Here is a 21,647-nt window from a genome sequence, read left to right on the forward strand (position 1 = left end):
GGCGGGCTGCGCTATACTTTGAAGGTTTTGTTGCCGCGCACCATTCTTTGCCCGGCCCTTTTCGCCCCGCAGGCCCCAAGCATGCCCTTGCCACCGCCGGATTGTCCTCGCCAGCCGCTGCACACGCGTTCGATACGTGTGCAGTCGTATGCGCGCGATGACGGCAACTGGGACCTGGAAGCCGAGCTCATCGACGTCAAGGCGTACGATTTTCCCAAGCGCGACGGCGAAATGTTCAAGGCGGGGCAACCCATCCACCATATGCACCTGCGCATCACCATCGACGGCGATTTCACTATCGTCGCCGCGCAGGCCGTCTATGATGCCGCTCCCTATGGCGAGCATTGCATGGCCATCGAACCCGCATACAACGATCTGATCGGCATGAACCTGCTCAAGGGGTTCCGCCGCCAGGTCAAGGAGCGGTTCGGCCATGTCGAAGGCTGTACGCACATGACCGAGCTGTCGCAGGTGCTTCCCACCGCGGCGGTCCAGACCATGGCCAACCGCCGGCGGCAGGAAAGCAACCCGAACCGGCGTCCATTTCAACTGGACGGCTGCCATGCCTTGAGCACTGGCGGCCCGGTGGTGGCTGAGCACTATCCCAAGTGGTACACCGGGGGCAGCGCTGAGGCATCGGCCGATTCGACCTCCGATTCACCTTCTCTTTCTCATACGTCCTGACAGGTAACACATGAAAATCCACGAGTATCAAGGCAAGGAACTGCTGAAGCAATTTGGCGTCCCCGTGCCGCGCGGGATCCCCGCACTTTCCGTCGACGAGGCCGTGGCTGCCGCTGAAAAGCTGGGTGGACCGGTTTGGGTCGTCAAGGCACAAATCCACGCGGGCGGCCGCGGCAAGGGCGGCGGCGTCAAGCTGGCGCGCTCGCTCGACGACGTGCGCAAGCTGGCCTCGGAAATCCTGGGCATGCAGCTGATCACGCACCAGACCGGCCCGGAAGGCCAGAAGGTCCGTCGCCTGTACATCGAAGACGGCGCCGACATCCAGAAGGAATACTACGTGTCGCTGGTCACTGACCGCGCCACGCAGAAGGTCGCCTTCATCGCCTCCAGCGAAGGCGGCATGGACATCGAGGAAGTGGCTCACTCCACCCCCGAAAAGATCATCACCGAATACATCGACCCGCTGACCGGCCTGTCCGCCGAGCAAGCCACCAAGATCGCCAACGCGATCGGCCTGCCCGCCGACTCGACCGCCCAGGCCGTTGACGTGTTCCAGAAGCTCTACACGTGCTACATGGACACCGACGCCTCGCTGGTTGAAATCAACCCGCTGAACCGCGACAGCAAGGGCAACATCATCGCCCTGGACGCCAAGTTCAACTTCGACCCCAACGCCCTGTTCCGCCACCCGGAAATCGTCGCCTACCGCGACCTGGACGAAGAAGATCCCGCTGAAATCGAAGCCAGCAAGTTCGACCTGGCCTACATTCAGCTCGACGGCAACATCGGCTGCCTGGTGAACGGCGCCGGTCTGGCCATGGCCACGATGGACACCATCAAGCTGTTCGGCGGCGAGCCGGCCAACTTCCTGGACGTCGGCGGCGGCGCTACGGCCGAGAAGGTCACGGAAGCCTTCAAGATCATGCTCAAGAACAAGAGCGTGAAGGCCATCCTGGTCAACATCTTCGGCGGCATCATGCGCTGCGACGTCATCGCCGAAGGCGTGATCGCGGCTTGCAAGGCCGTCAACCTGAACGTGCCGCTGGTCGTCCGCATGAAGGGCACCAACGAAGAACTCGGCAAGAAGATGCTGGCCGACTCCGGTCTGCCGATCATCAGCGCCGACACGATGGCCGAAGCCGCCACCCGCGTCGTAGCCGCCGTCAAGTAAAGCAAAACCCAAGGATTCACAAATGTCGATTCTGATCAACAAGGACACCAAGGTCATCACCCAGGGCATCACGGGCAAGACGGGCCAGTTCCACACCCGTATGTGCCGTGAGTACGCCAATGGCAAGGCCGCTTTCGTGGCCGGCGTGAACCCCAAGAAGGCGGGTGAAGACTTCGAAGGCGTGCCGATTTTCGCTTCGGTGAAAGACGCCAAGGCCGACACCGGCGCGACCGTGTCCGTCATCTACGTGCCGCCGGCCGGCGCCGCCGCCGCCATCTGGGAAGCCGTCGAGGCCGAACTGGATCTGGTGATCTGCATCACCGAAGGCATCCCCGTCCGTGACATGCTGGAAGTCAAGAACCGCATGAAGGCCAAGGGCAGCAAGACGCTGCTGCTGGGCCCGAACTGCCCCGGCCTGATCACCCCCGACGAAATCAAGATCGGCATCATGCCCGGTCACATCCACCGCAAGGGCCGCATCGGCATCGTCAGCCGTTCGGGCACCCTGACGTACGAAGCCGTGGCGCAAGTCACCGAGCTGGGCCTGGGTCAATCCAGCGCCGTCGGCATCGGTGGCGACCCCATCAACGGCCTGAAGCACGTTGACGTCCTGCGCATGTTCAATGACGATCCCGACACCGACGCCGTCATCATGATCGGCGAAATCGGCGGTCCGGACGAAGTCAACGCCGCAGAGTGGGCCAAGGACAACATGAAGAAGCCGGTCGTCGGCTTCATCGCTGGTGTCACCGCTCCTCCCGGAAAGCGCATGGGCCACGCTGGCGCCCTGATCTCCGGTGGCGCCGACACGGCCGACGCCAAGCTGGAAGTCATGGAAGCTTGCGGTATCCGCACGACGCGCAACCCCTCCGAAATGGGCAAGCTGCTCAAGTCGGTGCTGTAAAGTCGGTTGCATGGCAAAAAGGCCCGCCTTGGCGGGCCTTTTTTTCGTTCGTTTTGCGGTGTTTCCTAGGGAAACCCCGTGTCCATGATGCGGCCGGTGAAACATACGGAAAGCTGAACGAAACTATAATGAAAGAAATTCCGCACGTACCCAGCAAGAATGCCGTCGGGCTCGCACCAAGACGGTCAGTACGTCTTTTTGTCTTTTTCACCCATTCATTTGGTTTGTCCTAGGGGGATCACGTCCTAGGAAAGAGAGGTATGGAACTCAGTTCAGCGGCATTCTGGTTAGCGTTGCTCCAGATCATTTGGGTCAACATTCTGCTGTCGGGCGATAACGCCGTGGTCATTGCGCTGGCCGCAAGGTCGCTGCCCCCGGCGCAGCAAAAGAAAGCGATCGTGATCGGCTCGGCCGCCGCGATCATCATGCGTATCGTACTGACGCTGGTCGCCGCCAAGCTGCTGATGCTGCCGTGGCTCAAGCTCATCGGCGCGCTGCTGCTGGTGTACATCGGCGTGACGCTGCTGCTGCCCGAAGGCGAAGAAGAGGGCGATGGCAAGACCCATGGCAACCTGATGACCGCAATCCGCACTATCATGATTGCCGACCTGGTCATGAGCCTGGACAACGTGGTGGCGGTCGCCGCGGCCGCAATGGGCGACACGACCCTGCTGGTGCTGGGTCTGGCGATCAGCATTCCGCTGGTGATTTTCGGCAGCACGCTGCTGCTCAAGGTCATCGAACGCTTCCCGCTCATCGTGTGGGTGGGGGCAGCGCTGTTGGGCTTCATTGCCGGCGAACTGCTGGTGGGTGATCCGGCCCTGCAAGAACCGGTGGCGCGCATCGACGCGGCATTGGGCATGACGCAGCACAGCTTCGGGCTCCTGACCGGGGTACTGGGCGCGATGCTGGTCCTGGCGATCGGTAAAGTTTTGCTGATTCGCCAGAAAGCTGACTGAAAGCTGAACTACAATAATAAGTTGTTTTGAATAGGCCCGCCGCGTGCGCAACGCGGCGGGTCGGCCGGCACGGGGCCGGCTTTTCTTTTGATAAATGCCTTCGGGGGTTCAAATTGCTTGAGTTTTTCCAGACGCTGAGTTGGGCAGCGGTATTCCAGATCATCCTTATCGACATCCTGCTCGGCGGCGACAACGCGGTGGTCATCGCGCTGGCCTGCCGCAACCTGGAGCCCAAGCAACGCATGCAGGGCATCCTGTGGGGCACCGCGGGCGCCATCATCCTGCGCGTCGTGCTGATCGCCTTCGCACTGACCCTGTTGTCGATTCCCTTCCTGAAGGTCGTGGGCGGCCTGCTGCTGCTGTGGATCGGCGTCAAGCTGCTGGTTCCCGAGGACGATGCGCACGGCAACGTCAAGGGCGGGACATCCATCGCCGCGGCCATCAAGACCATCATCATCGCCGACTTCGTGATGAGCCTGGATAACGTCATCGCCATTGCCGGCGCGGCCCAGAATGCCCACGCCGACCACCAGATCGGCCTGGTTGCCTTCGGCCTGATCGTCAGTGTGCCGATCATCATCTGGGGCAGCACGCTGGTTTTGAAGCTGATCGACAAGTACCCGCTGGTTGTTACGTTTGGCGCGGCGCTGCTGGGCTGGATCGCGGGCGGCATGCTTATTACCGATGTGGTTGTCGAACGTCAATTCGGCGTTCAGCCCACTACGGTTAAAATCGCTGCTGAAATTATCGGCGCCTTGCTCGTTGTTGTCCTTGGACGGTGGCTGGCAAGCCGCAAAACCGCTTCCAAGGAATCAGCACATGAGTCTGCGTAGATCCGTCGATCCCCAGCAATCCGAATCGGGCCTGAGCCTGTTGCAGGGCCTGTTCGTGCTGGCCATCCTCGGGGTAGTCGCGACGGTCATCGTCTCCAACTTCGTTTGATGACGCCTCGTGTCACTGCCACAACGCCTGGTCATTGCGACCCGCGCCAGCCGGCTTGCCCTGTGGCAAGCCGAGCATGTGCGCGATCGGCTGCGCACGCTGTACCCAGCGTGCGCGGTTGAACTTCTCACCCTGACGACCCGAGGCGACCAGATCCTCGACCGCACGCTGTCCAAGGTGGGCGGCAAGGGTTTGTTCGTCAAGGAACTCGAAAACGCGTTGCTCGACGGCCGTGCCGATCTGGCCGTGCACTGTCTGAAAGACATGCCGGTCGATCTGCTGGCGCCGTTCGAACTGTGCGCCGTGCTCGACCGCGCGGACCCGCGCGACGCCTTCGTCTCCAGCCGCTATGCCACACTGGCCGATCTGCCGGCCGGTGCGGTGGTGGGTACCTCCAGCCTGCGCCGCGAGTCCCAGATCCGTGCGCGTTATCCGCAACTGGTGGTCAAGCCGCTGCGCGGCAACCTGGACACCCGCCTGGGCAAGCTCGACCGCGGCGAATACGACGCCATCGTGCTGGCTGCCGCCGGTTTGAACCGGCTGGGCCTCACCGACCGCATCCGCTGCCTGCTCGATCCGGCCGATTGCCTGCCCGCTGCCGGGCAGGGCGCGCTGACCATCGAGATCCGCGACGACCGCGACGACCTGCGCGCCTGGCTGGCCCCGCTCAATGACGAGCAGGCCACTTTGTGCTCGCTGGCCGAACGCGCCGTGTCGCGGCGCCTGGGCGGTTCCTGTCAGGTGCCGCTGGCGGCCTATGCCGAAATCTCGGGCGACAGCCTGACCCTGCGGGGCCTGGTGGCATCGCCCGATGGCACGCGCATGCTGCACGCCGAACGCACTGGCCCGTTGGCCCAGGCGCAGGCGATCGGCGAGGCGGTTGCCGCCGAGCTGTTCGATGCCGGCGCACAGGCCATTCTCGACGAGCTGCTGCAAGACGCCGAACCCGACTGATGGGCAAGGCCGCCGCCGCTCAAGCGCCGCGCGTGGCTGTCCTGACGCGGCCTGCCGGCCGCAACGAGGCCCTGGCCGGCCGGCTGCACGCCGCCGGCTGGACCGCCTTCATCCTGCCCGCGCTGGAAATCCATCCCTTGCCCGCCCCCGCTGCCAGCCTGCCCCGGCCGGCCGACTACGACATGGTCGTGTTCGTCAGCAGCAACGCGGCGCGGCAGTACCTGGACCAGTTGCGCCAGGCCGACGGCGCGGTAGCCTGGCCGGCGCATGTCGCGGCGGCCACCGTGGGCCCCGCCAGTGCGGCCGGACTGTTCGAGCTGCCCGGTTTTGGCGCGAATACAACAGTCCTGCATCCCGGCGAACACGCCGCCAGCCATGATTCCGAGGCCCTCTGGGACGTGCTTTGCGGCCTGCCGCAGCTGCCGCGGCGCGTGCTGCTGGTGCGCGGCACCCAGGGCAGGGACTGGCTGGGCGATCAATTGCAGGCGCATGGCGTTGCCGTGACACGTCATGCGGCCTACCAGCGCTGTCCGGCGCACTGGGATGCGAACCAGTTGGCCACCCTGCAACGCTGGGCCGCGGACGGTGTGGCGCCCTGCTGGCTCATCACCAGCGGCGAGGGCGCCGATGCCGTGCGAGACGCCCTGCAGGCGGCCGGATTGGCGCCGTGGTGGGCCGACTGCGGCTTCGTGCTGACGCACCCCTCGCTGGCACGGCGCGTGCCGCAACCCGCGCCTGGCAAGGCTACGCAAGCAATGGTAAAAATCTGCTTGCCCAACGACGAGTCGATTTTCCAGGCTTTTGTTGCTGCTTGATTCGTTGCATCGGACGGACACCGAATACAATCGCGTCATGACAGACAAGACTCCCGCTACCGATCCGGCCGTTCACCCGGCCGCCCCGGGTGCCAGCGCGCCCGCATCGGCCCCGGCCGATCCCGTCAAGGCCCGTCCGGCCAAGCGCGGCAGTGGCCCATTGGTCACCGCGCTCATCCTCGTCATCCTCCTGGCCGTCGGCCTGGGTTTTGCGCTGTGGAAGCAACGTACCCAGTTCGTCGCCGCCGGACGCGAGGTCGCCACGCGCCTCGATACGCTGACGACCGATCTCGCGCAGGCCCGCAAGGACACCCGCGAAGCGCTGGCGCTGGCCCAAGCCCAGGCCGGCCGCCTGGGCGACCTGGAAGACACCGTCCGCGAAACCCAAAGCCAGTACAACGCCCTGCAACAGGCCTGGCAGAACTTCAACGACAGCGCCAGCGACGAACTGCTGGCCAACGACGTCGAACGCCTGCTCACCATCGGCAGCCAGCAACTGCGCCTGGCCGGCAACGTGTCCAACGCCATCGTTGCGCTGGAAACCGCGCAATCGCGCCTGGCGCGCGCCGACCGTCCGCGTTTCTCCAGCCTGCAACAGGCCATCAACGGCGACCTGGATCGCCTGCGCGCCGTGTCCACCGTCGACATCCCGGCGCAGTCTGCCCGTATCGAACGCCTGTCGGCGCTGCTCAGCAAGGCGCCCCTGCTGGTGCCTGATGCTGCCGCCCCCGGCATCGCCCCGGCCAGCGAGGCCCGTCCCGCGGCCCCGGCCCCGACGATCGATCCGCAGGCCGGCCTGCCGGCCGACGCGCCCTGGTGGCAGCGCTGGCGTGCCGAAGTGGCCTCGTGGCCCGGCCGCGCCGGTTCCGCGCTGGCCCACGAACTGGGCGGCCTGATCACCATCCAGCGCGTCGACGAACCGGCTGCGTTGCTGCTGTCGCCCGAACAGGCCGACCAGGTGCGCGCCACGCTGCGCCAGCGCCTGCTCACCGTGCAGCTGTCCATGCTGATGCGCCAGCCCGCCGTCTGGAAGAGCGAACTCGACAACGTCGGCACCACGCTGGCCAAGTACTTCGACAACCGCTCTCCCGACACGGTCGCGGCACAGACCCTGGCCCGCGAACTGGCACAGACCGACATCGCGGTGCGCATGCCCGACGTCTCGGACAGCCTGAACGCCATCGCCGCCCTGCGCGCCGCCGGCTTCAAGACCACCGACCAGGACTAAGGCCATGCGTACCTGGTTCTGGACTCTGCTGCTTGCCGTCATCGCCGTTGCGCTGGCGGTGGTGCTGCGCTCCCATTCCGGCAACGTCCTGCTGCTGGTCTGGCCGTGGCGCATTTCCATGTCGCTCACGCTGGCGGTCCTGTTGATCGTGGCGGCGTTCGTGGTGCTGTACATCGGCCTGCGTCTGCTGGCGTGGCTGCTGGCCATTCCCGACCGCGTGCGTGCGTGGCGCGGCAAGCGCGCCCAGGCGCGCGACCACGAGCTGCTCGAGCGCGGCTGGATCGGCCTGCTTGAAGGCCGCTATTCGCACGCCGAGAAAGACCTGACCAAATTGCTCGAGCAGACCAAGGTGCAGACCCGCCGCGTGCTGGCCGCCTTGTCCGCTGCCCGCGCCGCGCATGGCCTGGGCGAATTCGACCGCCGCGACCGTCTGCTGGCCAACGCCCAGGAACAAGCGGGCACCGACCCCGGCCTGGTGGAAGCCACCGCCACGGTGTCGGCCGACATGCTGCTGGACCAGGGTCGCGCCGAGCGCGCGCTGGCCGTGCTGTCGCCGCTGGCCGACGGCGGCGCCCGCCACCTGCACACCATGCGCCTGCTGCTGCGCGCGCATACGGCCCTGGGTCACGATGAACAGGTCTTCACGCTGGCCCGCGGCCTGCTGCGCCGCAATGCCCTGGCCCGCACCGAAGGCGATCACCTGATCGACGTCGCCGGCGCCGCGCGCCTGCGCGCCGAGGCTGCCAGCGATGCCTGGCGCGCCATCTGGAAAGACCTGAAGGCCGAAGAGCGGCTGCTGCCCGAAGTGGCGCTGGCTGGCGCCGCGGCGTTCGAGGCGGCGGGCGAGGCCAACGAGGCCGCCAAGGTGCTCGAAGCCGCCATCGCCGTGAAGTTCAATCCCGCGCTGGTGGCGGCCTACGCCCGCTGCGACGCCGAACAAGTGTCACGCCGGCTGGCCAAGGCCGAGACCTGGCTGCAACAGCGCCCGACCGATCCCGACCTGCTGACCGCGCTGGGCATGCTGTGCCTGAACGGCCAGCTGTGGGGCCAGGCCGAACGCTATCTGCTGCGCAGCCTGTCGCGCCGCAGCGATGCGCAGACCCATGCGCTGCTGGGCAGCCTGTACGACCGCCTGGATCGCCCGGCCGACGCCGTGCGCCACTGGCGCCTGGCCACGGCCGCCAGCATGGCGCTGCCGGTGCTGGCCGCCGACGCGTCGCTGCCGGCCGCCGACATCGGCTCGGATCCTTATCGCGTCGACGCCGAGGGCGGTTATGCGGTGGGCCTGTCGGATGCCGATGCCGACATCGGCGGCGACTACCCCGCGCTGCCTCCCGCCGTGGCCGCGTCCGCGTCCGACTACGTGCTGGATCCGGATGCGCGCGCAAGCAAGGAGCAGCAGGCCCGTGCGCTGGCGCCGGAAGACGCGCCCGTGGCGGGTGGCTCGTCCGACTTCGACGAGTATTTCGACAGCGCCCCGATCCCGGCAGCGGCTTTCGACAGCCCCGTACCCAGCTACTCGCCAGTGCCGCCCGCGGCGCCGGCGGTGCCCAAGCCCGCCGCGCCTGCCGCGCCGGTGCCGACCACCAAGCCGCCGTTCAAGGACGACGGTTCGCTTTGATCCCTTTTCAGTTCAGACCAACAAGGTTTAATCATGAGTCTTGATCGCGTGTCCCCCGGCAAGAAGCTGCCGGAAGACTTCAACGTCATCATCGAAATCCCCATGAACGCCGACCCGGTGAAGTACGAGGTCGACAAGGACACGGGCGCGATTTTCGTTGACCGCTTCATGCTGACGGCCATGCACTACCCGTGCAACTACGGCTACATCCCGCAGACCCTGTCCGAAGACGGCGACCCCGCCGACGTGCTGGTGCTGACCCCGTTCCCCATCCAGATCGGCGCCGTGGTGCGCTGCCGCGCCATCGGCGTGCTGGAAATGGACGACGAGTCGGGCGGTGACGCCAAGCTGCTGGCCGTGCCGATCGAAAAGCTGTACCCCCCGTACCGCAACATCAAGTCGTACGAAGACCTGCCGACCGAAGACGTCGCTCGCATCCAGCACTTCTTTGAGCACTACAAAGACCTGGAAAAGGGCAAGTGGGTCAAGGTCAAGGGCTGGAAGGGCGTCGACGCCGCCCACGAGGAAATCGTCAAGAGCGCAGAACGCTACAACAAGGCCTGATACTCAGGCTTTGCGCCGCGCCGGGCTTGCCCCGGCCGGCGTCTTCAGGCGGCGCGGCCGCGACGGCATGATGCCGATCGCAGCTGCGCCGTTGTTTTGCGGGCCCACGAGATTCTGCGACACCTCGGCCGCCGCCGTCTGGATGCGCGTTTGCAGCAGCGCCAGGCGGTCGGGCGGGGTACGGGCTTCGGCCGCGATGAACACCAGGCTGCCGACGACTTTCTGCTCGGGGCTGAAGATGGCCGAACCAATCCCCATCAGCCCGGGGTCGACCTCGCCGTGCGACACGCATACGCCAGCGGTGCGCAGCCGCTTCAGGTTGGCGCGAAACGCATCCCAGTCTTCCCCCAGGCCGGCTTCGCGGATTTCGGCCGCGTGCCACAGCATCAGGTTGCGCAATTGGTATGGCGGCAGGTTGGCCAGAATGGGCTTGGCGGTGGCGCCGCGGAACATTGGAAAGGGCCGGCCGCGCGCGTAGCTCGATTCGATCGAATGGTCGGTCCAGTAGCGGTCCACGCACATGACCTTGTCGCCGTAATAGCTGCACAGCATCAGGTTGGCGTGCAGCTCGTCGCCGGTGGCGCGCATGACCTCGCGCGCCGCCCGCATCAGCGGATCGTGCTGGCGCAGGTGACGGTCAAGCTCGATGATGCGCGAGCCCAGCACATAGGCGCCGCCCGCGGTCGGCGCCAGGAGGCCGCTTTCGGTCAGCGACTTGAGATAGCGGTAGGCGGTGGCGCGCGAGCACTCCAGATGCGCCATGACGTCCTCCTGGAAGGCGGCGGTGGTGTCGTCGCGGAATAGATCGAGGATGGACAACATGCGATCGGGAGTGCTCATTGCTGCGGACGCGCCTAGTGAATGTGGAAGCCGCCGTTGACGTCGACCACGATGCCGGTTGAGTAGGAGGACAGGTCCGAGGCCAGGAAAAGAATGGCCTGCGCGACTTCGACGGGTGAGCCGAAGCGTTGCAGCGGAATGCCCTGTTTGAGTTCTTGTTCCCAATTTTCGCCGAATTTGCCGAGCGTCATGTCCGTTTCGATGATGCCCGGCGCCACGCAGTTGGCCCGCACGCCGCGCGGGCCCAGTTCGCGCGCCAGCGCCTTGGTGAAACTGATCACGCCGCCTTTGGATGCGGCATAGTGCGAGCCGCCCAGCAGCCCGCCGCCACGCAGTGCGGCGGTGGACCCCAGGTTGACGATGGCCGGGCGGCGGTCGCTTTCCAGCAGTCGGGGCAGGGCGGCGCGCGTGACGTTGTACGTGCCCGTCAGGTTCACGTCGAGCATGCGGCGGAATTCGTCCTCGGCCAGGTCCCAGATGCGGGTGGCGGCGACGATGCCCGCGTTGTTCACCAGCACGTCGACCCCGCCCAGCGCCTGCGCAGCCCGGGCGACCGCCTGTTCGCACGACGCCGTGCTGGACACGTCGCAATGCAGGTTGACGCGGCCGCCGGCCAAGGCCGCGTCGGCCTCGTCCGGATAGGCGTAGTCCAGCACCGCGATGGTGGCGCCTTGCGCGAGGAACTGCGCGGCGATGGCGGCGCCGATGCCACGGGGGTTGGCGCCCCCCGTGATGATGGCCCGCTTGCCGGCCAACAGTGCAGAAGCGCCGTCCGTCATGACTTCACCAGCGAGCAGCCGCCCTGGTTCAGCGGACGGAAGGCCTGTTCGGCGGGAATCTTGCGCACCAGCGTGTAGTAGTCCCAGTCGCGCTTGGACTCGGACGGCTTTTTCACCTGAAACAGGTACAGGTCGCGCATCACGCGGCCGTCTTCGCGGATGCGGCCGTTGTCGGTCATGAAGTCGTTGATCGGCGTGTCATGCATCTTCTTGAGCACGGCTTCGGAGGCATCGGTGCCGGCTGCCTTGACCGCGTTCAGGTAGTGCATCGTGGCGCTGTAGTTGCTGGCCTGCACCATCGACGGCATGCGTCCGGTGCGCTTGAAATAGCGCTCGGACCACTGGCGCGCCTTGTCGTCCTGGTCCCAGTAGAACGGCTCGACCAGGTTCAGGCCCTGGGCGTATTCCAGCCCGACGCTGCGCACGTCGACGATGCTCATGAACAGGGCGGCCACGCGCTGCTTGCTGCCCATGATGCCGAACTCGAACGCCTGCTTGATGCTGTTGATGGTGTCGCCGCTGCCGTTGGCCAGCCCGATCACCTGGGCCTTGGACGCCTGGGCCTGCAGCAGGAACGACGAGAAGTCGGCGCTGGCGATGGGGTGGCGCACGCTGCCGACCACCTGGCCGCCCTTGGCCTTGACCACGGCCATGGCGTCGCGTTCCAGCGAATGGCCGAAAGCGTAGTCGGACGTGATGAAGAACCAGCTCTTGCCGCCGTCTTCCATGACACCGTTGGCCACGCCCGTGGCGTAGGCGTAGGTGTCGTAGGTCCAGTGGATGCCGTTGGGCGAGCAGGCCTTGCCGGTCAGGTCAGCCGAGCCGGCGCTGGTGAAGATCACCACGCGCTTCATCTGGCGTGTCAGGTCCTGCACCGCCAGGGCGATGGCGGAGTTGGGCACGTCCAGGATCAGGTCGACCTTCTCGTTCTCGTACCAGCGGCGCGCGATGGACACGCCGATGTCCACCTTGTTCTGGTGATCGGCGGACACCACCTCGATGGGCTTGCCAAGCACGCTGCCGCCGAAATCCTCGACCGCCATCTTCACGGCTTCGACGCCGAACTTGCCGGACAGGTCGGCCATCATGCCGGACTGGTCGCCCAGCACGCCGATCTTGACGACGTCGTCCGACACCTGGGCGTGGGCCGACAGCGAAACCGCGCCCAGCGCGCAGGCGGCCAGGCAAAGCTTGAAACGGGTCTTCATGGTTTGTCTCCTTGGGGGCTTTATGTCTTGTTGCGCGCCGCCCTGTGCCGGACGGTCGCGCGGATGCGGCCGGTGCGGCGCCTATTCCAGCTTCTGGCCGGCGAAGGCGTCGATGAACAGGTTGGGTTTGAGAAAGAAGCTCAGCACCAGCGCACCCTGCGGCGCGCGCGCCACGTGCTGGTTGCCGCGCGGACGCCAGACGTAGTCGCCGGCGCGCACTTCGCCTTCGGCGTCGACGATGGAGCCTTCCAGCACGTAGGTCTGTTCGACCTCGACATGCTCGTGCAGCGGCAGTTCGGTGCCGGGCTGCCAGCGGAACAGGGCGGTCAACAAGCCGGATTCCTTGTCCTGCATCAGCACCTTCATATCGATGCCTTCCACCTGCGTGGGTTTCCAGGGCAATTCGTCGACTTTCAGAAAGCGCGAGGCCAGCGGCGGCAGCGCATTGGCTGCGGGGCAGCCGGGGGTTTCGAGGGCCATGATGTCTCCTAGCCAGAACTCGTTATGGAAGATAAACGAAGAATCTTGTTATTGAGTGTTTACAAATAGTCGCGTATATTGAGATTAATGTCAACGTCGTTTTGAACCAAACAGAACGGCGAGGGCACAGGCCGGACCCAGAGATCCGGTGCATATAAGACAAGGAGACAAGCTTGAATCAGGACTATCTGGGCCAGACCTTCGGGCTGGCCGGGCGCACCGCGCTGGTGACGGGGGCCGCGCGCGGATTGGGCTACGCTATTGCAGCCGGCTTGGGCCGGGCAGGCGCCCATGTGGTGATCAACGACCTGTCGCAGGCGGCCTGCGATGCGGCTTGCGCGCAATTGGCGCAGGCGGGCATCACCGCGCGCAGCGCGGTGTTCGACGTGGCCGACGGCGCCGCCGTGGCCCAGGCGGTCGCCCAGCTGGAAGCGGATGGCGTGCAGATCGACGTGCTGGTCAGCAACGCCGGCAACCAGAACCGCAAGCCGGTGGTCGAGATGACGCCCGCCGAATGGCAGGCCTTGCAGAACGTCCACGTCAATGGCGCGTTTCACTGCGCCCGGGCGGTGCTGCCCGCCATGGCCGCCCGCGGCTTCGGCCGCATCGTGCTGATGTCGTCCGTGGCCGGGCAGGCCACCATGCCCAACATCGCCGCCTACGCCACCGCCAAGGGCGCCATTGCCGCCTTCACCCGTGCGCTGGCCGTGGAATATGGCGCCAGCGGCATCACCTGCAACGCGTTGGCGCCAGGCTTCGTGCGCACCGATTTCACGCAGGGGCTGCAGGACAATCCGCAGTTCCAGTCGTTCCTGGCGACCGCCGTGCCGACCGGGCGCTGGGCCGCGCCGGAAGACATCGCGCCGGCCGTGGTCTACCTGGCCTCGCCGGGCGCGTCCTTCGTCAACGGCCATGTGCTGGCGATTGACGGCGGCCTGTTGGCCCGCATGTAGGAGACGCGCCATGAGCACCCAAGCGGTTCTGTCCGCCCAGGGGCTGGTCAAGCGGTTCGGCGGCTTCAATGCCGTCGACGGCGTGTCCCTGGCCCTGCGCGAAGGCTCCATCCATGCATTGATCGGCCCCAACGGCGCCGGCAAGACCACCTGCTTCAACCTCCTGACCAAGTTCCTCACGCCGGATCAGGGCGTGATCCATTACCGCGGCCGCGACATCACGGCGCTGGCGCCCGAGCAGATCGCGCGCCTGGGTATCGTGCGCTCGTTCCAGATCTCGGCCGTGTTCCTGGGGCTGACGGTGCTGCAGAACATGCGTGTGGCGCTGATGCGCCAGCATGGCGACGGCCTGCGCTTCTGGCGCAGCCGGCGCAGCGTCGACCGTCTGAACGACCAGGGTCTGGCCTTGCTTGAGGCCGTGGGCCTGGGCGGCCTGGCCGATACCACCGCCGCGTTGTTGCCCTATGGGCGCAAGCGCGCGCTGGAAATCGCCATGACGCTGGCGCTGGAGCCCGAAGTGATGTTGCTGGACGAGCCCATGGCGGGCCTGGGCCAGGAAGACGTGGCTCGCATCGCGGCGCTGATCCGCCGCGTGTCGGCCAACCGCAGCATCCTGATGGTCGAACACAACCTGTCGGTGGTGGCGGACCTGTCCGACACCATCACGGTGCTGGCGCGCGGCGCGGTGCTGGCGCAAGGCGACTATGCGGCCGTCTCGCGCGATGAGCGCGTCATCACCGCCTACATGGGCTCGGACGAGGGAGAGGCCTGATGCTGTCGATCAAAGACCTCAACGCCTGGTACGGCGAATCGCACGTGCTGCATGGCGTGGACATCGAGGTGCAGCGTGGCGAACTGGTCACCATCCTGGGCCGCAACGGCGCTGGCAAGACCACGTTGCTGCGCGCCGTCATGGGCATTCTGGACAAGCGCCGCGGCTCGATCCGCCTGAACGGCCAGGAAACGGTGGGCATGGCGCCGCACCGCATCCCGCGCTTGGGCGTGGTGTATTGCCCGGAAGAACGGGCGGTGTTCCGCAGCCTGAACGTCACCGAGAACCTGATGCTGCCGCCGCGCCTGGCCGACGGCGGCATGTCGCTCGATGAAATCTACACCCTGTTTCCCAACCTGCGCGAACGCAGCGCCAGTTCCGGGGGCAACCTGTCCGGCGGCGAGCAGCAGATGCTGGCCATCGCCCGCATCCTGCGCACCGGCGCCCAGCTGATTCTTCTGGACGAACCCACCGAGGGCCTGGCCCCGGTGATCGTGCAGCAGATCGGCCAGGCCATCCGCACGCTCAAGGAGCGCGGCTTCACCATCGTGCTGGTCGAGCAGAATTTCCGCTTCGCCACCAAGGTGGCCGATCGCCACTACGTGATGGAGCATGGCTGCGTGGTCGACCAGTTGTCGGCGCAAGAGGCGCGCAATGATCCTGCCCGGATCGCGCGCCGCCTGGGTGTCTGAGGGGGAGAATCCTGTGTTCGAAATTTTCGGTGTGCCGTCCACGGCACTATTCGGCCAGCTCCTGCTCGGCCTGATCAACGGCTCGTTCTACGCCTTGCTCTCGATCGGGCTGGCGGTGATTTTCGGCCTGTTGAACATCATCAACTTCGCCCATGGCGCGCAGTACACCGCGGGCGCTTTCCTGGCCTGGATGCTGCTGAACTACCTGGGCGTGAACTACTGGGCCGCGCTGGTGCTGGTGCCGCTCATCATGGCGGCGTTCGCCATCGTGGTCGAACGCCTGCTGATTTCCCGCACCTATCGCATGGACCACCTGTACGGGCTGCTGCTGACCTTCGGCCTGGCATTGCTGATCGAAGGCGGCCTGCGCCAGGCCTATGGCGTGTCGGGCTTGCCCTACACCATACCGAAGGCGCTGTCCGGCGGCGTGAACCTGGGCTTCATGTTCCTGCCCTGGTATCGCGGCTGGGCGGTGGTGGTATCGCTGGTGCTGTGCCTGGCCGTTTGGGTGCTGATCGAGAAGACACGGGTGGGCGCCATGCTGCGCGCCGCCACCGAGAACCCGACGATCGTGCGCTCGTTCGGCATCAACGTGCCGCTGCTCATCACGCTGACCTACGCATTGGGCGTGGCGCTGGCGTCGGTGGCGGGGGTGATCGCCGCGCCGATCTACCAGGTCAGCCCGATGATGGGCTCGAACCTGGTGGTGGTGGTGTTCGCGGTGGTGGTGATCGGCGGCATGGGTTCCATCATGGGGGCGATCGTCAGTGGCTTCGGGCTGGGCATCATCGAAGGGCTGACCAAGGTGTTCTACCCGGAAGCGGCCAACCTGGCGATCTTCATCATCATGGTGCTGGTGCTGCTGTGCAAGCCTGCGGGCCTGTTCGGCAAGCCGTTGCAGGTGCAGAACGTGCTGGCCGCCGAGGCGACCCGCCAGCCGGTACAACTGAGCCGGCGCGCCGTGCGCGTCTGCATGGCGGTGTTGGCCGTGGTGGCGCTGGCCGCGCCCTGGTTCGTCTACCCGACGTTCCTGATGAAGGTGCTGTGCTTCGCACTGTTCGCAGCCGCCTTCAATCTGCTGGTGGGGTATGTGGGGCTGTTGTCGTTCGGCCATGCGGCTTTCTTCGGCGCGGCGGCGTACGCCACCGGTATCGTGATGAAGCTTTTGGGCGCCACGCCCGAACTGGGCCTGTTGGCCGGGGTGCTGACCGGCGGCCTGCTGGGGCTGGCGTTCGGCGCCATCGCCATCCGCCGCCAGGGCATCTACTTCGCCATGATCACGCTGGCGCTGTCGCAGCTGGTGTACTTCATCGCGGTGCAGGCGGGCTTTACCGGGGGCGAAGATGGTTTGCAGAGCGTGCCGCGCGGCAAGCTGTTCGGCCTGTTCGACCTGGAAGGCGTGATGCCCATGTACTACTTCACGCTGACCGTGTTCGCGCTGGGCTACGCCTTCGTGCTGCGGGTGTTGAATTCTCCCTTCGGCGAGGTGATCCGTTCGGTGCGCGACAACGAGCAGCGCGCCCGTTCGCTGGGGTATTCCACGTCGCGCTACAAGCTGCTGGCCTTTACGCTGTCGGCCTCGGTGGCGGGGCTGGCGGGCGGCCTGAAGGTGCTGGTGTTCGGCGTGGCATCGCTGACCGACGTGCACTGGCACGCCAATGGCGAGGTGGTGCTGATGGCGCTGCTGGGCGGCATCGGCACCGTGTTCGGCCCGCTGGCGGGCGCCTTCACCTTCGTGTCGCTGCAGAACTACCTGGCGCCGCTGGGGTCCTGGGTGCTGATCGTCCAGGGCGCGATCTTCGTCCTGTGCGTCCTGCTGCTGCGCGACGGCATCATGGGCCTGGTATCCCGGGCCTGGCTGGCGGTCTTCCGTGAGAAAAAGGAATCCTGATGTTCTTGCATATCGTGATGCTGCAATTGTCCGGCGCCGCCGATGCGCGCTTTCATGCCCATGTGCAGGCCTACTGCGACCGCATCCTGGCCGAATGTGATGGCGTGGCGGGCTACGCCTTCCGGCCCAACCAGGCCAGCCGGTCCGACGGGCTGACCCACGCCGTGGTGGCGACGTTTACGGATGCCGCCGCCCACGACCGTTACCAGGTGTCGCCCGCCCACCTGGAGATGAAGGCCTACATGGCCGGCTTCATCGAGCGTCTGGTGGTGTTTGACGGCGAAATCCCTACAATTTCCTGAAATCCGCGCTCGAAGGCCGAATCGCCGCCTTGCCGGACGGGGGGACCCCCGTCCCCCCGGAAAGGGATAAACTCGCGGATGATTTTTGGCCACCGGGCTGCCTCACTCGTCATAGGTTGATCGATCATGGACTACGTATTGCCTCCCCAGCCGCAAACCGCGGTTCCCGTAGCCGGCAGCGCCGCGCTGTTCCCCGTGCGCCGCGTCTACTGCGTCGGCCGCAACTACGCCGAGCACGCCAAGGAAATGGGCTTCACCGGCCGTGAAGATCCCTTCTTCTTCTGCAAACCCGCCGACGCCGTGCTGAGCGTGGCCGACGGCGAAACCGGCAAGATGCCGTACCCGCCCAAGACCTCCAACCTGCACTATGAAATGGAATTGGTCGTGGTGCTGGGCAAGGGCGGCCGCGACATCCCGGTCGAAGTGGCCAACGAATGCGTCTGGGGCTACGCCCTGGGCCTGGACATGACCCGCCGCGATCTGCAAGGCGAAATGAAGAAGCAGGGCCGCCCCTGGGAAGTGGGCAAGGCCTTCGACCTGTCGGCCCCGCTGGGCCCGATCCACCCGCGCAGCGTGGTCGGCACCCTGGACAAGGGCGCGATCTGGCTCGACGTGAACGGCCAGCGCAAGCAGGCCAGCGATATTTCCCAGATGATCTGGAACGTGCCGGAAAGCATCGCCTACCTGTCGACCCTGTTCGAACTGCAGCCGGGCGACATCATCTTCACGGGGACCCCGGAAGGCGTGGGCGCCGTGGTGCAGGGCGACGTCATCACCGGTGGTGTGGAAGGCCTGGGCGAGCTGCGCGTCCAAATCGTTTAAAGTACGCCCCGGATCCGTTTCTTCACTTCAGGAGCGCCAGCATGCGCAGCAAGATCGTGCTGACCGCCTTCGTCGTGTTCGGCTTCGTGCTCGCCGGTTGCAATACCGTTGCGGGCATGGGCAAAGACATGTCGCGGGCCGGCAACGCCATCACCAACGCCGCGGACAAGTAATCGTCCGGCGGCGGCAAAGAAAAAACCCCTTGATTTCTCAAGGGGTTTTTTCTTTTGAGGGCGTAGCGTGGGGGCTACAAGACATCCCCGGCGTAGTCGGCCAGGCGGGAACGTTCGCCGCGTTGCAGCGTGACGTGGCCCGAATGCGGCCAGCCCTTGAAGCGGTCGACCACGAACGTCAGGCCCGAACTGCCTTCGGTCAGGTAGGGCGTATCGATCTGGGCAACGTTGCCCAGGCAGATCACCTTGGTGCCGGGGCCGGCGCGGGTCACCAGCGTCTTCATCTGCTTGGGCGTCAGGTTCTGGGCCTCGTCGATGATCAGGTACTTGTTCAGGAAGGTGCGGCCGCGCATGAAGTTCAGGGACTTGACCTTGATGCGTGAACGGATCAGGTCCATGGTGGCGGCGCGCCCCCAGTCCCCGTTGCCTTCGCCTTCGCCCATGTTCAGCACGTCCAGGTTGTCTTCCAGGGCGCCCATCCAGGGAAGCATCTTCTCTTCTTCGGTGCCGGGCAGGAAGCCGATGTCTTCACCGACAGGCACCGTGACGCGGGTCATGATGATTTCGGTGTAGCGCTTGGTTTCCAGCACCTGCGTGATGCCCGCGGCCAGCGCCAGCAGCGTCTTGCCCGTGCCTGCCTGGCCCAGCAGCGACACGAAGTCGCATTCCGGGTTCATCAGCAGGTTCATGGCGAAGTTCTGTTCGCGGTTGCGCGCCGTGATGCCCCAGACATTGTTCTTGCCGTGGGTATAGTCGCGCAGCGTCGCCAGCACCGCCATCTTGCCGCTGACCTCGCGCACCTGGGCATACAGGGGCATCTGGCCTTCGAAATAGACGAACTGGTTGACCACGAACTGCGAGCACAGCGGGCCGTGAATGCGGTAGAACGTGGTGCCGCCCTGTTGCCAGGATTCGACGTCCTTGCCGTGCTTGTTCCAGAAGTCTTCGGGCAGCTGCATCACGCCCGAATACATCAGGTCCGAGTCTTCCAGGACATGGTCGTTGAAGTAGTCTTCGGCGGCCATGCCCAGCGCACGGGCCTTCAGGCGCATGTTGATGTCTTTCGACACCAGGACGACTTCGCGCTGGGGGTATTTTTCCTGCAGGGCCCGCACCACGCCCAGGATCTGGTTGTCGGCCTTGCCCATGGGCAGGTCCGAGGGCAGGGTGCTGTGGATGGCGGTGGTCTGGAACAACAGGCGGCCGGTGGCGTCCTTGTTGCCCAGCTTGGCCAGTTCCAGCCCGTCGTCCAGCTGGGTCGTGTCCTGCACCAGCGCGTCGAGCGACCGGCTGACCTGGCGGGCATTGCGCGCCACTTCCGACATGCCCTTTTTCTGGTGGTCCAGCTCTTCGAGCGTCATCATCGGCAGGAAGATGTCGTGCTCTTCGAAGCGGAACAGCGAGCTGGGGTCGTGCAGCAGCACGTTGGTGTCCAGCACGAACAGCTTGCGCGGCGCGTTCTGGGCACGGGCCTTGCCGCGTTTGGCCGGGGCCGTGGCGGGCTTGGCCTGGCGGGCTTCGGCCCGGGGGGCCGGCGCGGCGGGCGCAGGCGGTGGCACCTGGCGGGCGGGCGCGGGAATCTGCGCCTTGCGCGCCGGGTCGGCTATGCCTTCGAGTTCGGGCTGCAGCAGCAGCTCGTCTTCGTCATCTTCGGCCAGGGCGGCCTGGGTGTTGGACCGCGCAGCGGCAGTCTTGGGGGTGCGGGCCTGCGCCCGGGCGGTTTCGCCCGAGGGGAAGGTCAGGATGGCTGCGGGGCGGGTAGGCAACTTCGGAAGCGGCATATGCGTCACTCTCCAGTATGGGCCGGCTATAGCGCCTGACGGGTATTCCTGTGCACGGCTAACCGATGCTTTTTGCGGCCTGCAGGACTTCCTTGGCGTGGTTCGGGACCTTCACCCCGCGCCACTCCTGCACCAGCACGCCATAGGCATCGATCAAAAAGGTGCTGCGCTCGATGCCGCGCACCTGCTTGCCGTACATATTCTTCTGCTTGATGACGCCGTACAGATTACAGACGGTTTCGTCGGCGTCGGAGATGAGAGGGAAAGGAAGTTCGTACTTGGCCTTGAAGTTCTCGTGCGATTTCAGCGAATCGCGCGAGATCCCGACCACCACGGCGCTGGCCGACAGGAAGTCGGCATGCAGGTCGCGGAAATCCTGGCTTTCGGTGGTGCAGCCAGGGGTGTTGTCCTTGGGATAGAAGTACAGAATCACGGCGCGGCCCTGGCATTGCTCAAGGCTGATCGGGCCAATGGTGCTTTCAGCGGTGAACAGCGGGGCGGGTTTGCCTATGATCGGCATCATGTCTGGGGATCTCCGTTGGGGGGGATGAGGGCGACGACGACGCGCCGGCCCTCCGCCATCAGGATGTTGTAGGTGCGAGAGGCGGCGTGGGTATCCATGATTTCCACGCCGATGCCCGCCGCCAACAGGGGACGCAGCACGTCGGGACGCAGGAACTGTTGCCGGCCGCCCGTGCCCACCAGCAGCACTTCGGGCGCGTTGGCCGGGCGGCTGGGGGTGGCTTCGGGTTCGTCCAGGAAAGCCAGCGGGTCGCGGACGGGCTCGGACAATCCGGCCGCCTGACGCAAGAGGGTGGGGGTGATGTCGGCCGGCGACTCTACGGGCCAATGGGTAACTTCGCCTTCGGGGCCAAAAGCGACCGAGGAGGAAAAACGTACCTGGTTGACCTCGATATAGCCGTCACCATAGGCGGTGACGGTGTTCAGAGCGGCCGTCGCAGGATCGGTATGCAGCTTCAATAAATACTCCGGCTTTATGCCTCCGATAATAGCGCATGAACCGGGCGTTATGTTGCAGTGTGTCCACTAGGGAAATAGGGCCTTTTCAGCCCCATTTGCCGCCTAGGCGTCCTTGCGCTAGATTACAGGGT

Annotated in this window: 25 protein-coding genes; 18 read left to right on the forward strand and 7 right to left on the reverse strand. The window is 65.6% G+C overall.

Annotated elements, in window-relative coordinates; genetic code table 11:
• Positions 1–81: 81 nt before the first annotated feature.
• From U858_RS0127290 to ppa, 11 genes are all read left to right on the forward strand, one after another.
• Positions 82–684 carry a DUF2889 domain-containing protein gene (locus U858_RS0127290; protein WP_025140293.1) on the forward strand — a complete coding sequence of 201 codons (603 nt, stop codon included), beginning with the start codon at positions 82–84 and terminating at the stop codon, positions 682–684.
• Positions 685–694: 10 nt separating this feature from the next.
• The gene (gene sucC, locus U858_RS0127295) at positions 695–1,855 is read left to right on the forward strand and encodes an ADP-forming succinate--CoA ligase subunit beta (RefSeq protein ID WP_025140294.1); all 1,161 of its coding nucleotides are present in this window, start codon (positions 695–697) and stop codon (positions 1,853–1,855) included.
• 22 nt (positions 1,856–1,877) lie between these two features.
• On the forward strand, positions 1,878–2,759 hold the full coding sequence (sucD, locus tag U858_RS0127300; protein WP_025140295.1) for a succinate--CoA ligase subunit alpha: 882 nt from the start codon (positions 1,878–1,880) through the stop codon (positions 2,757–2,759).
• A gap of 260 nt (positions 2,760–3,019) precedes the next feature.
• Positions 3,020–3,718 (forward strand): TerC family protein, encoded by a 699-nt coding sequence (locus tag U858_RS0127305; protein WP_025140296.1) that lies wholly within the window; start codon positions 3,020–3,022, stop codon positions 3,716–3,718.
• A gap of 113 nt (positions 3,719–3,831) precedes the next feature.
• On the forward strand, positions 3,832–4,551 hold the full coding sequence (locus tag U858_RS0127310; protein ID WP_025140297.1) for a TerC family protein: 720 nt from the start codon (positions 3,832–3,834) through the stop codon (positions 4,549–4,551).
• Positions 4,538–4,660, forward strand: a complete 123-nt coding sequence (locus tag U858_RS36420) for a hypothetical protein (protein ID WP_006218348.1) — start codon at positions 4,538–4,540, stop codon at positions 4,658–4,660. Before U858_RS0127310 ends, U858_RS36420 begins: the two co-directional genes overlap by 14 nt.
• A 9-nt stretch (positions 4,661–4,669) precedes the next feature.
• The gene (gene hemC, locus U858_RS0127320) at positions 4,670–5,614 is read left to right on the forward strand and encodes a hydroxymethylbilane synthase (protein ID WP_025140298.1); all 945 of its coding nucleotides are present in this window, start codon (positions 4,670–4,672) and stop codon (positions 5,612–5,614) included.
• Complete coding sequence (locus U858_RS0127325; RefSeq protein WP_025140299.1) at positions 5,614–6,429, forward strand: uroporphyrinogen-III synthase; 816 nt, start codon at positions 5,614–5,616, stop codon at positions 6,427–6,429. Before hemC ends, U858_RS0127325 begins: the two co-directional genes overlap by 1 nt.
• 37 nt (positions 6,430–6,466) lie before the next feature.
• The gene (locus U858_RS0127330; protein WP_025140300.1) at positions 6,467–7,657 is read left to right on the forward strand and encodes a uroporphyrinogen-III C-methyltransferase; all 1,191 of its coding nucleotides are present in this window, start codon (positions 6,467–6,469) and stop codon (positions 7,655–7,657) included.
• A gap of 4 nt (positions 7,658–7,661) precedes the next feature.
• On the forward strand, positions 7,662–9,278 hold the full coding sequence (locus U858_RS0127335) for a heme biosynthesis HemY N-terminal domain-containing protein (protein ID WP_025140301.1): 1,617 nt from the start codon (positions 7,662–7,664) through the stop codon (positions 9,276–9,278).
• A 33-nt stretch (positions 9,279–9,311) separates the two neighbouring features.
• Positions 9,312–9,842: an inorganic diphosphatase gene (gene ppa / locus U858_RS0127340; RefSeq protein ID WP_025140302.1), complete on the forward strand. Its 531-nt coding sequence runs from the start codon at positions 9,312–9,314 to the stop codon at positions 9,840–9,842.
• Between the two features lie 3 nt (positions 9,843–9,845).
• Here ppa and U858_RS0127345 read toward each other — a convergent pair whose 3' ends face one another.
• From U858_RS0127345 to U858_RS0127360, 4 genes are all read right to left on the reverse strand, one after another.
• Positions 9,846–10,682, reverse strand: a complete 837-nt coding sequence (locus U858_RS0127345; RefSeq protein WP_025140303.1) for an IclR family transcriptional regulator — start codon at positions 10,680–10,682, stop codon at positions 9,846–9,848.
• A 14-nt stretch (positions 10,683–10,696) separates the two neighbouring features.
• On the reverse strand, positions 10,697–11,461 hold the full coding sequence (locus U858_RS0127350; protein WP_029954353.1) for an SDR family NAD(P)-dependent oxidoreductase: 765 nt from the start codon (positions 11,459–11,461) through the stop codon (positions 10,697–10,699).
• Entirely contained in the window at positions 11,458–12,669 is a 1,212-nt protein-coding gene (locus U858_RS0127355; RefSeq protein ID WP_025140305.1) for an ABC transporter substrate-binding protein, read from the reverse strand. The genes U858_RS0127350 and U858_RS0127355 overlap by 4 nt, the downstream gene beginning before the upstream one ends.
• An 81-nt stretch (positions 12,670–12,750) precedes the next feature.
• The gene (locus tag U858_RS0127360) at positions 12,751–13,149 is read right to left on the reverse strand and encodes a cupin domain-containing protein (protein ID WP_025140306.1); all 399 of its coding nucleotides are present in this window, start codon (positions 13,147–13,149) and stop codon (positions 12,751–12,753) included.
• A 173-nt stretch (positions 13,150–13,322) separates the two neighbouring features.
• On the opposite strand from U858_RS0127360, the gene U858_RS0127365 reads away from it, so the two are divergent.
• The 7 genes from U858_RS0127365 (at position 13,323) to U858_RS0127395 (ending at position 18,754) form a co-directional block, all read left to right on the forward strand.
• Positions 13,323–14,102 carry an SDR family NAD(P)-dependent oxidoreductase gene (locus tag U858_RS0127365; RefSeq protein WP_025140307.1) on the forward strand — a complete coding sequence of 260 codons (780 nt, stop codon included), beginning with the start codon at positions 13,323–13,325 and terminating at the stop codon, positions 14,100–14,102.
• Positions 14,103–14,112: 10 nt separating this feature from the next.
• Entirely contained in the window at positions 14,113–14,874 is a 762-nt protein-coding gene (locus tag U858_RS0127370; protein WP_025140308.1) for an ABC transporter ATP-binding protein, read from the forward strand.
• Positions 14,874–15,566, forward strand: coding sequence for an ABC transporter ATP-binding protein (locus U858_RS0127375; RefSeq protein WP_025140309.1), 693 nt, complete (start codon positions 14,874–14,876; stop codon positions 15,564–15,566). Before U858_RS0127370 ends, U858_RS0127375 begins: the two co-directional genes overlap by 1 nt.
• 13 nt (positions 15,567–15,579) lie before the next feature.
• Entirely contained in the window at positions 15,580–17,457 is a 1,878-nt protein-coding gene (locus U858_RS0127380; RefSeq protein ID WP_025140310.1) for an ABC transporter permease, read from the forward strand.
• Positions 17,457–17,759 (forward strand): Dabb family protein, encoded by a 303-nt coding sequence (locus U858_RS0127385; RefSeq protein WP_025140311.1) that lies wholly within the window; start codon positions 17,457–17,459, stop codon positions 17,757–17,759. Before U858_RS0127380 ends, U858_RS0127385 begins: the two co-directional genes overlap by 1 nt.
• Before the next feature lie 126 nt (positions 17,760–17,885).
• Complete coding sequence (locus U858_RS0127390; protein ID WP_025140312.1) at positions 17,886–18,581, forward strand: fumarylacetoacetate hydrolase family protein; 696 nt, start codon at positions 17,886–17,888, stop codon at positions 18,579–18,581.
• A gap of 41 nt (positions 18,582–18,622) precedes the next feature.
• Positions 18,623–18,754: an entericidin A/B family lipoprotein gene (locus U858_RS0127395; protein WP_006388428.1), complete on the forward strand. Its 132-nt coding sequence runs from the start codon at positions 18,623–18,625 to the stop codon at positions 18,752–18,754.
• A 74-nt stretch (positions 18,755–18,828) separates the two neighbouring features.
• Here the strand turns inward: U858_RS0127395 and U858_RS0127400 are convergent, their stop codons facing one another.
• The 3 genes from U858_RS0127400 to U858_RS0127410 are packed head-to-tail and all read right to left on the reverse strand — an operon-like array spanning position 18,829 to position 21,516.
• Positions 18,829–20,535, reverse strand: a complete 1,707-nt coding sequence (locus U858_RS0127400) for a PhoH family protein (RefSeq protein ID WP_025140313.1) — start codon at positions 20,533–20,535, stop codon at positions 18,829–18,831.
• 58 nt (positions 20,536–20,593) lie between these two features.
• Positions 20,594–21,058, reverse strand: coding sequence for a peroxiredoxin (locus U858_RS0127405; protein WP_025140314.1), 465 nt, complete (start codon positions 21,056–21,058; stop codon positions 20,594–20,596).
• The gene (locus U858_RS0127410; RefSeq protein ID WP_025140315.1) at positions 21,055–21,516 is read right to left on the reverse strand and encodes an Mth938-like domain-containing protein; all 462 of its coding nucleotides are present in this window, start codon (positions 21,514–21,516) and stop codon (positions 21,055–21,057) included. The genes U858_RS0127405 and U858_RS0127410 overlap by 4 nt, the downstream gene beginning before the upstream one ends.
• Between the last annotated feature and the right edge of the window lie 131 nt (positions 21,517–21,647).

Source organism: Achromobacter sp. DH1f, from assembly GCF_000633435.1.
In the GTDB taxonomy this organism is placed as follows: Bacteria; Pseudomonadota; Gammaproteobacteria; order Burkholderiales; family Burkholderiaceae_B; genus Achromobacter; species Achromobacter deleyi.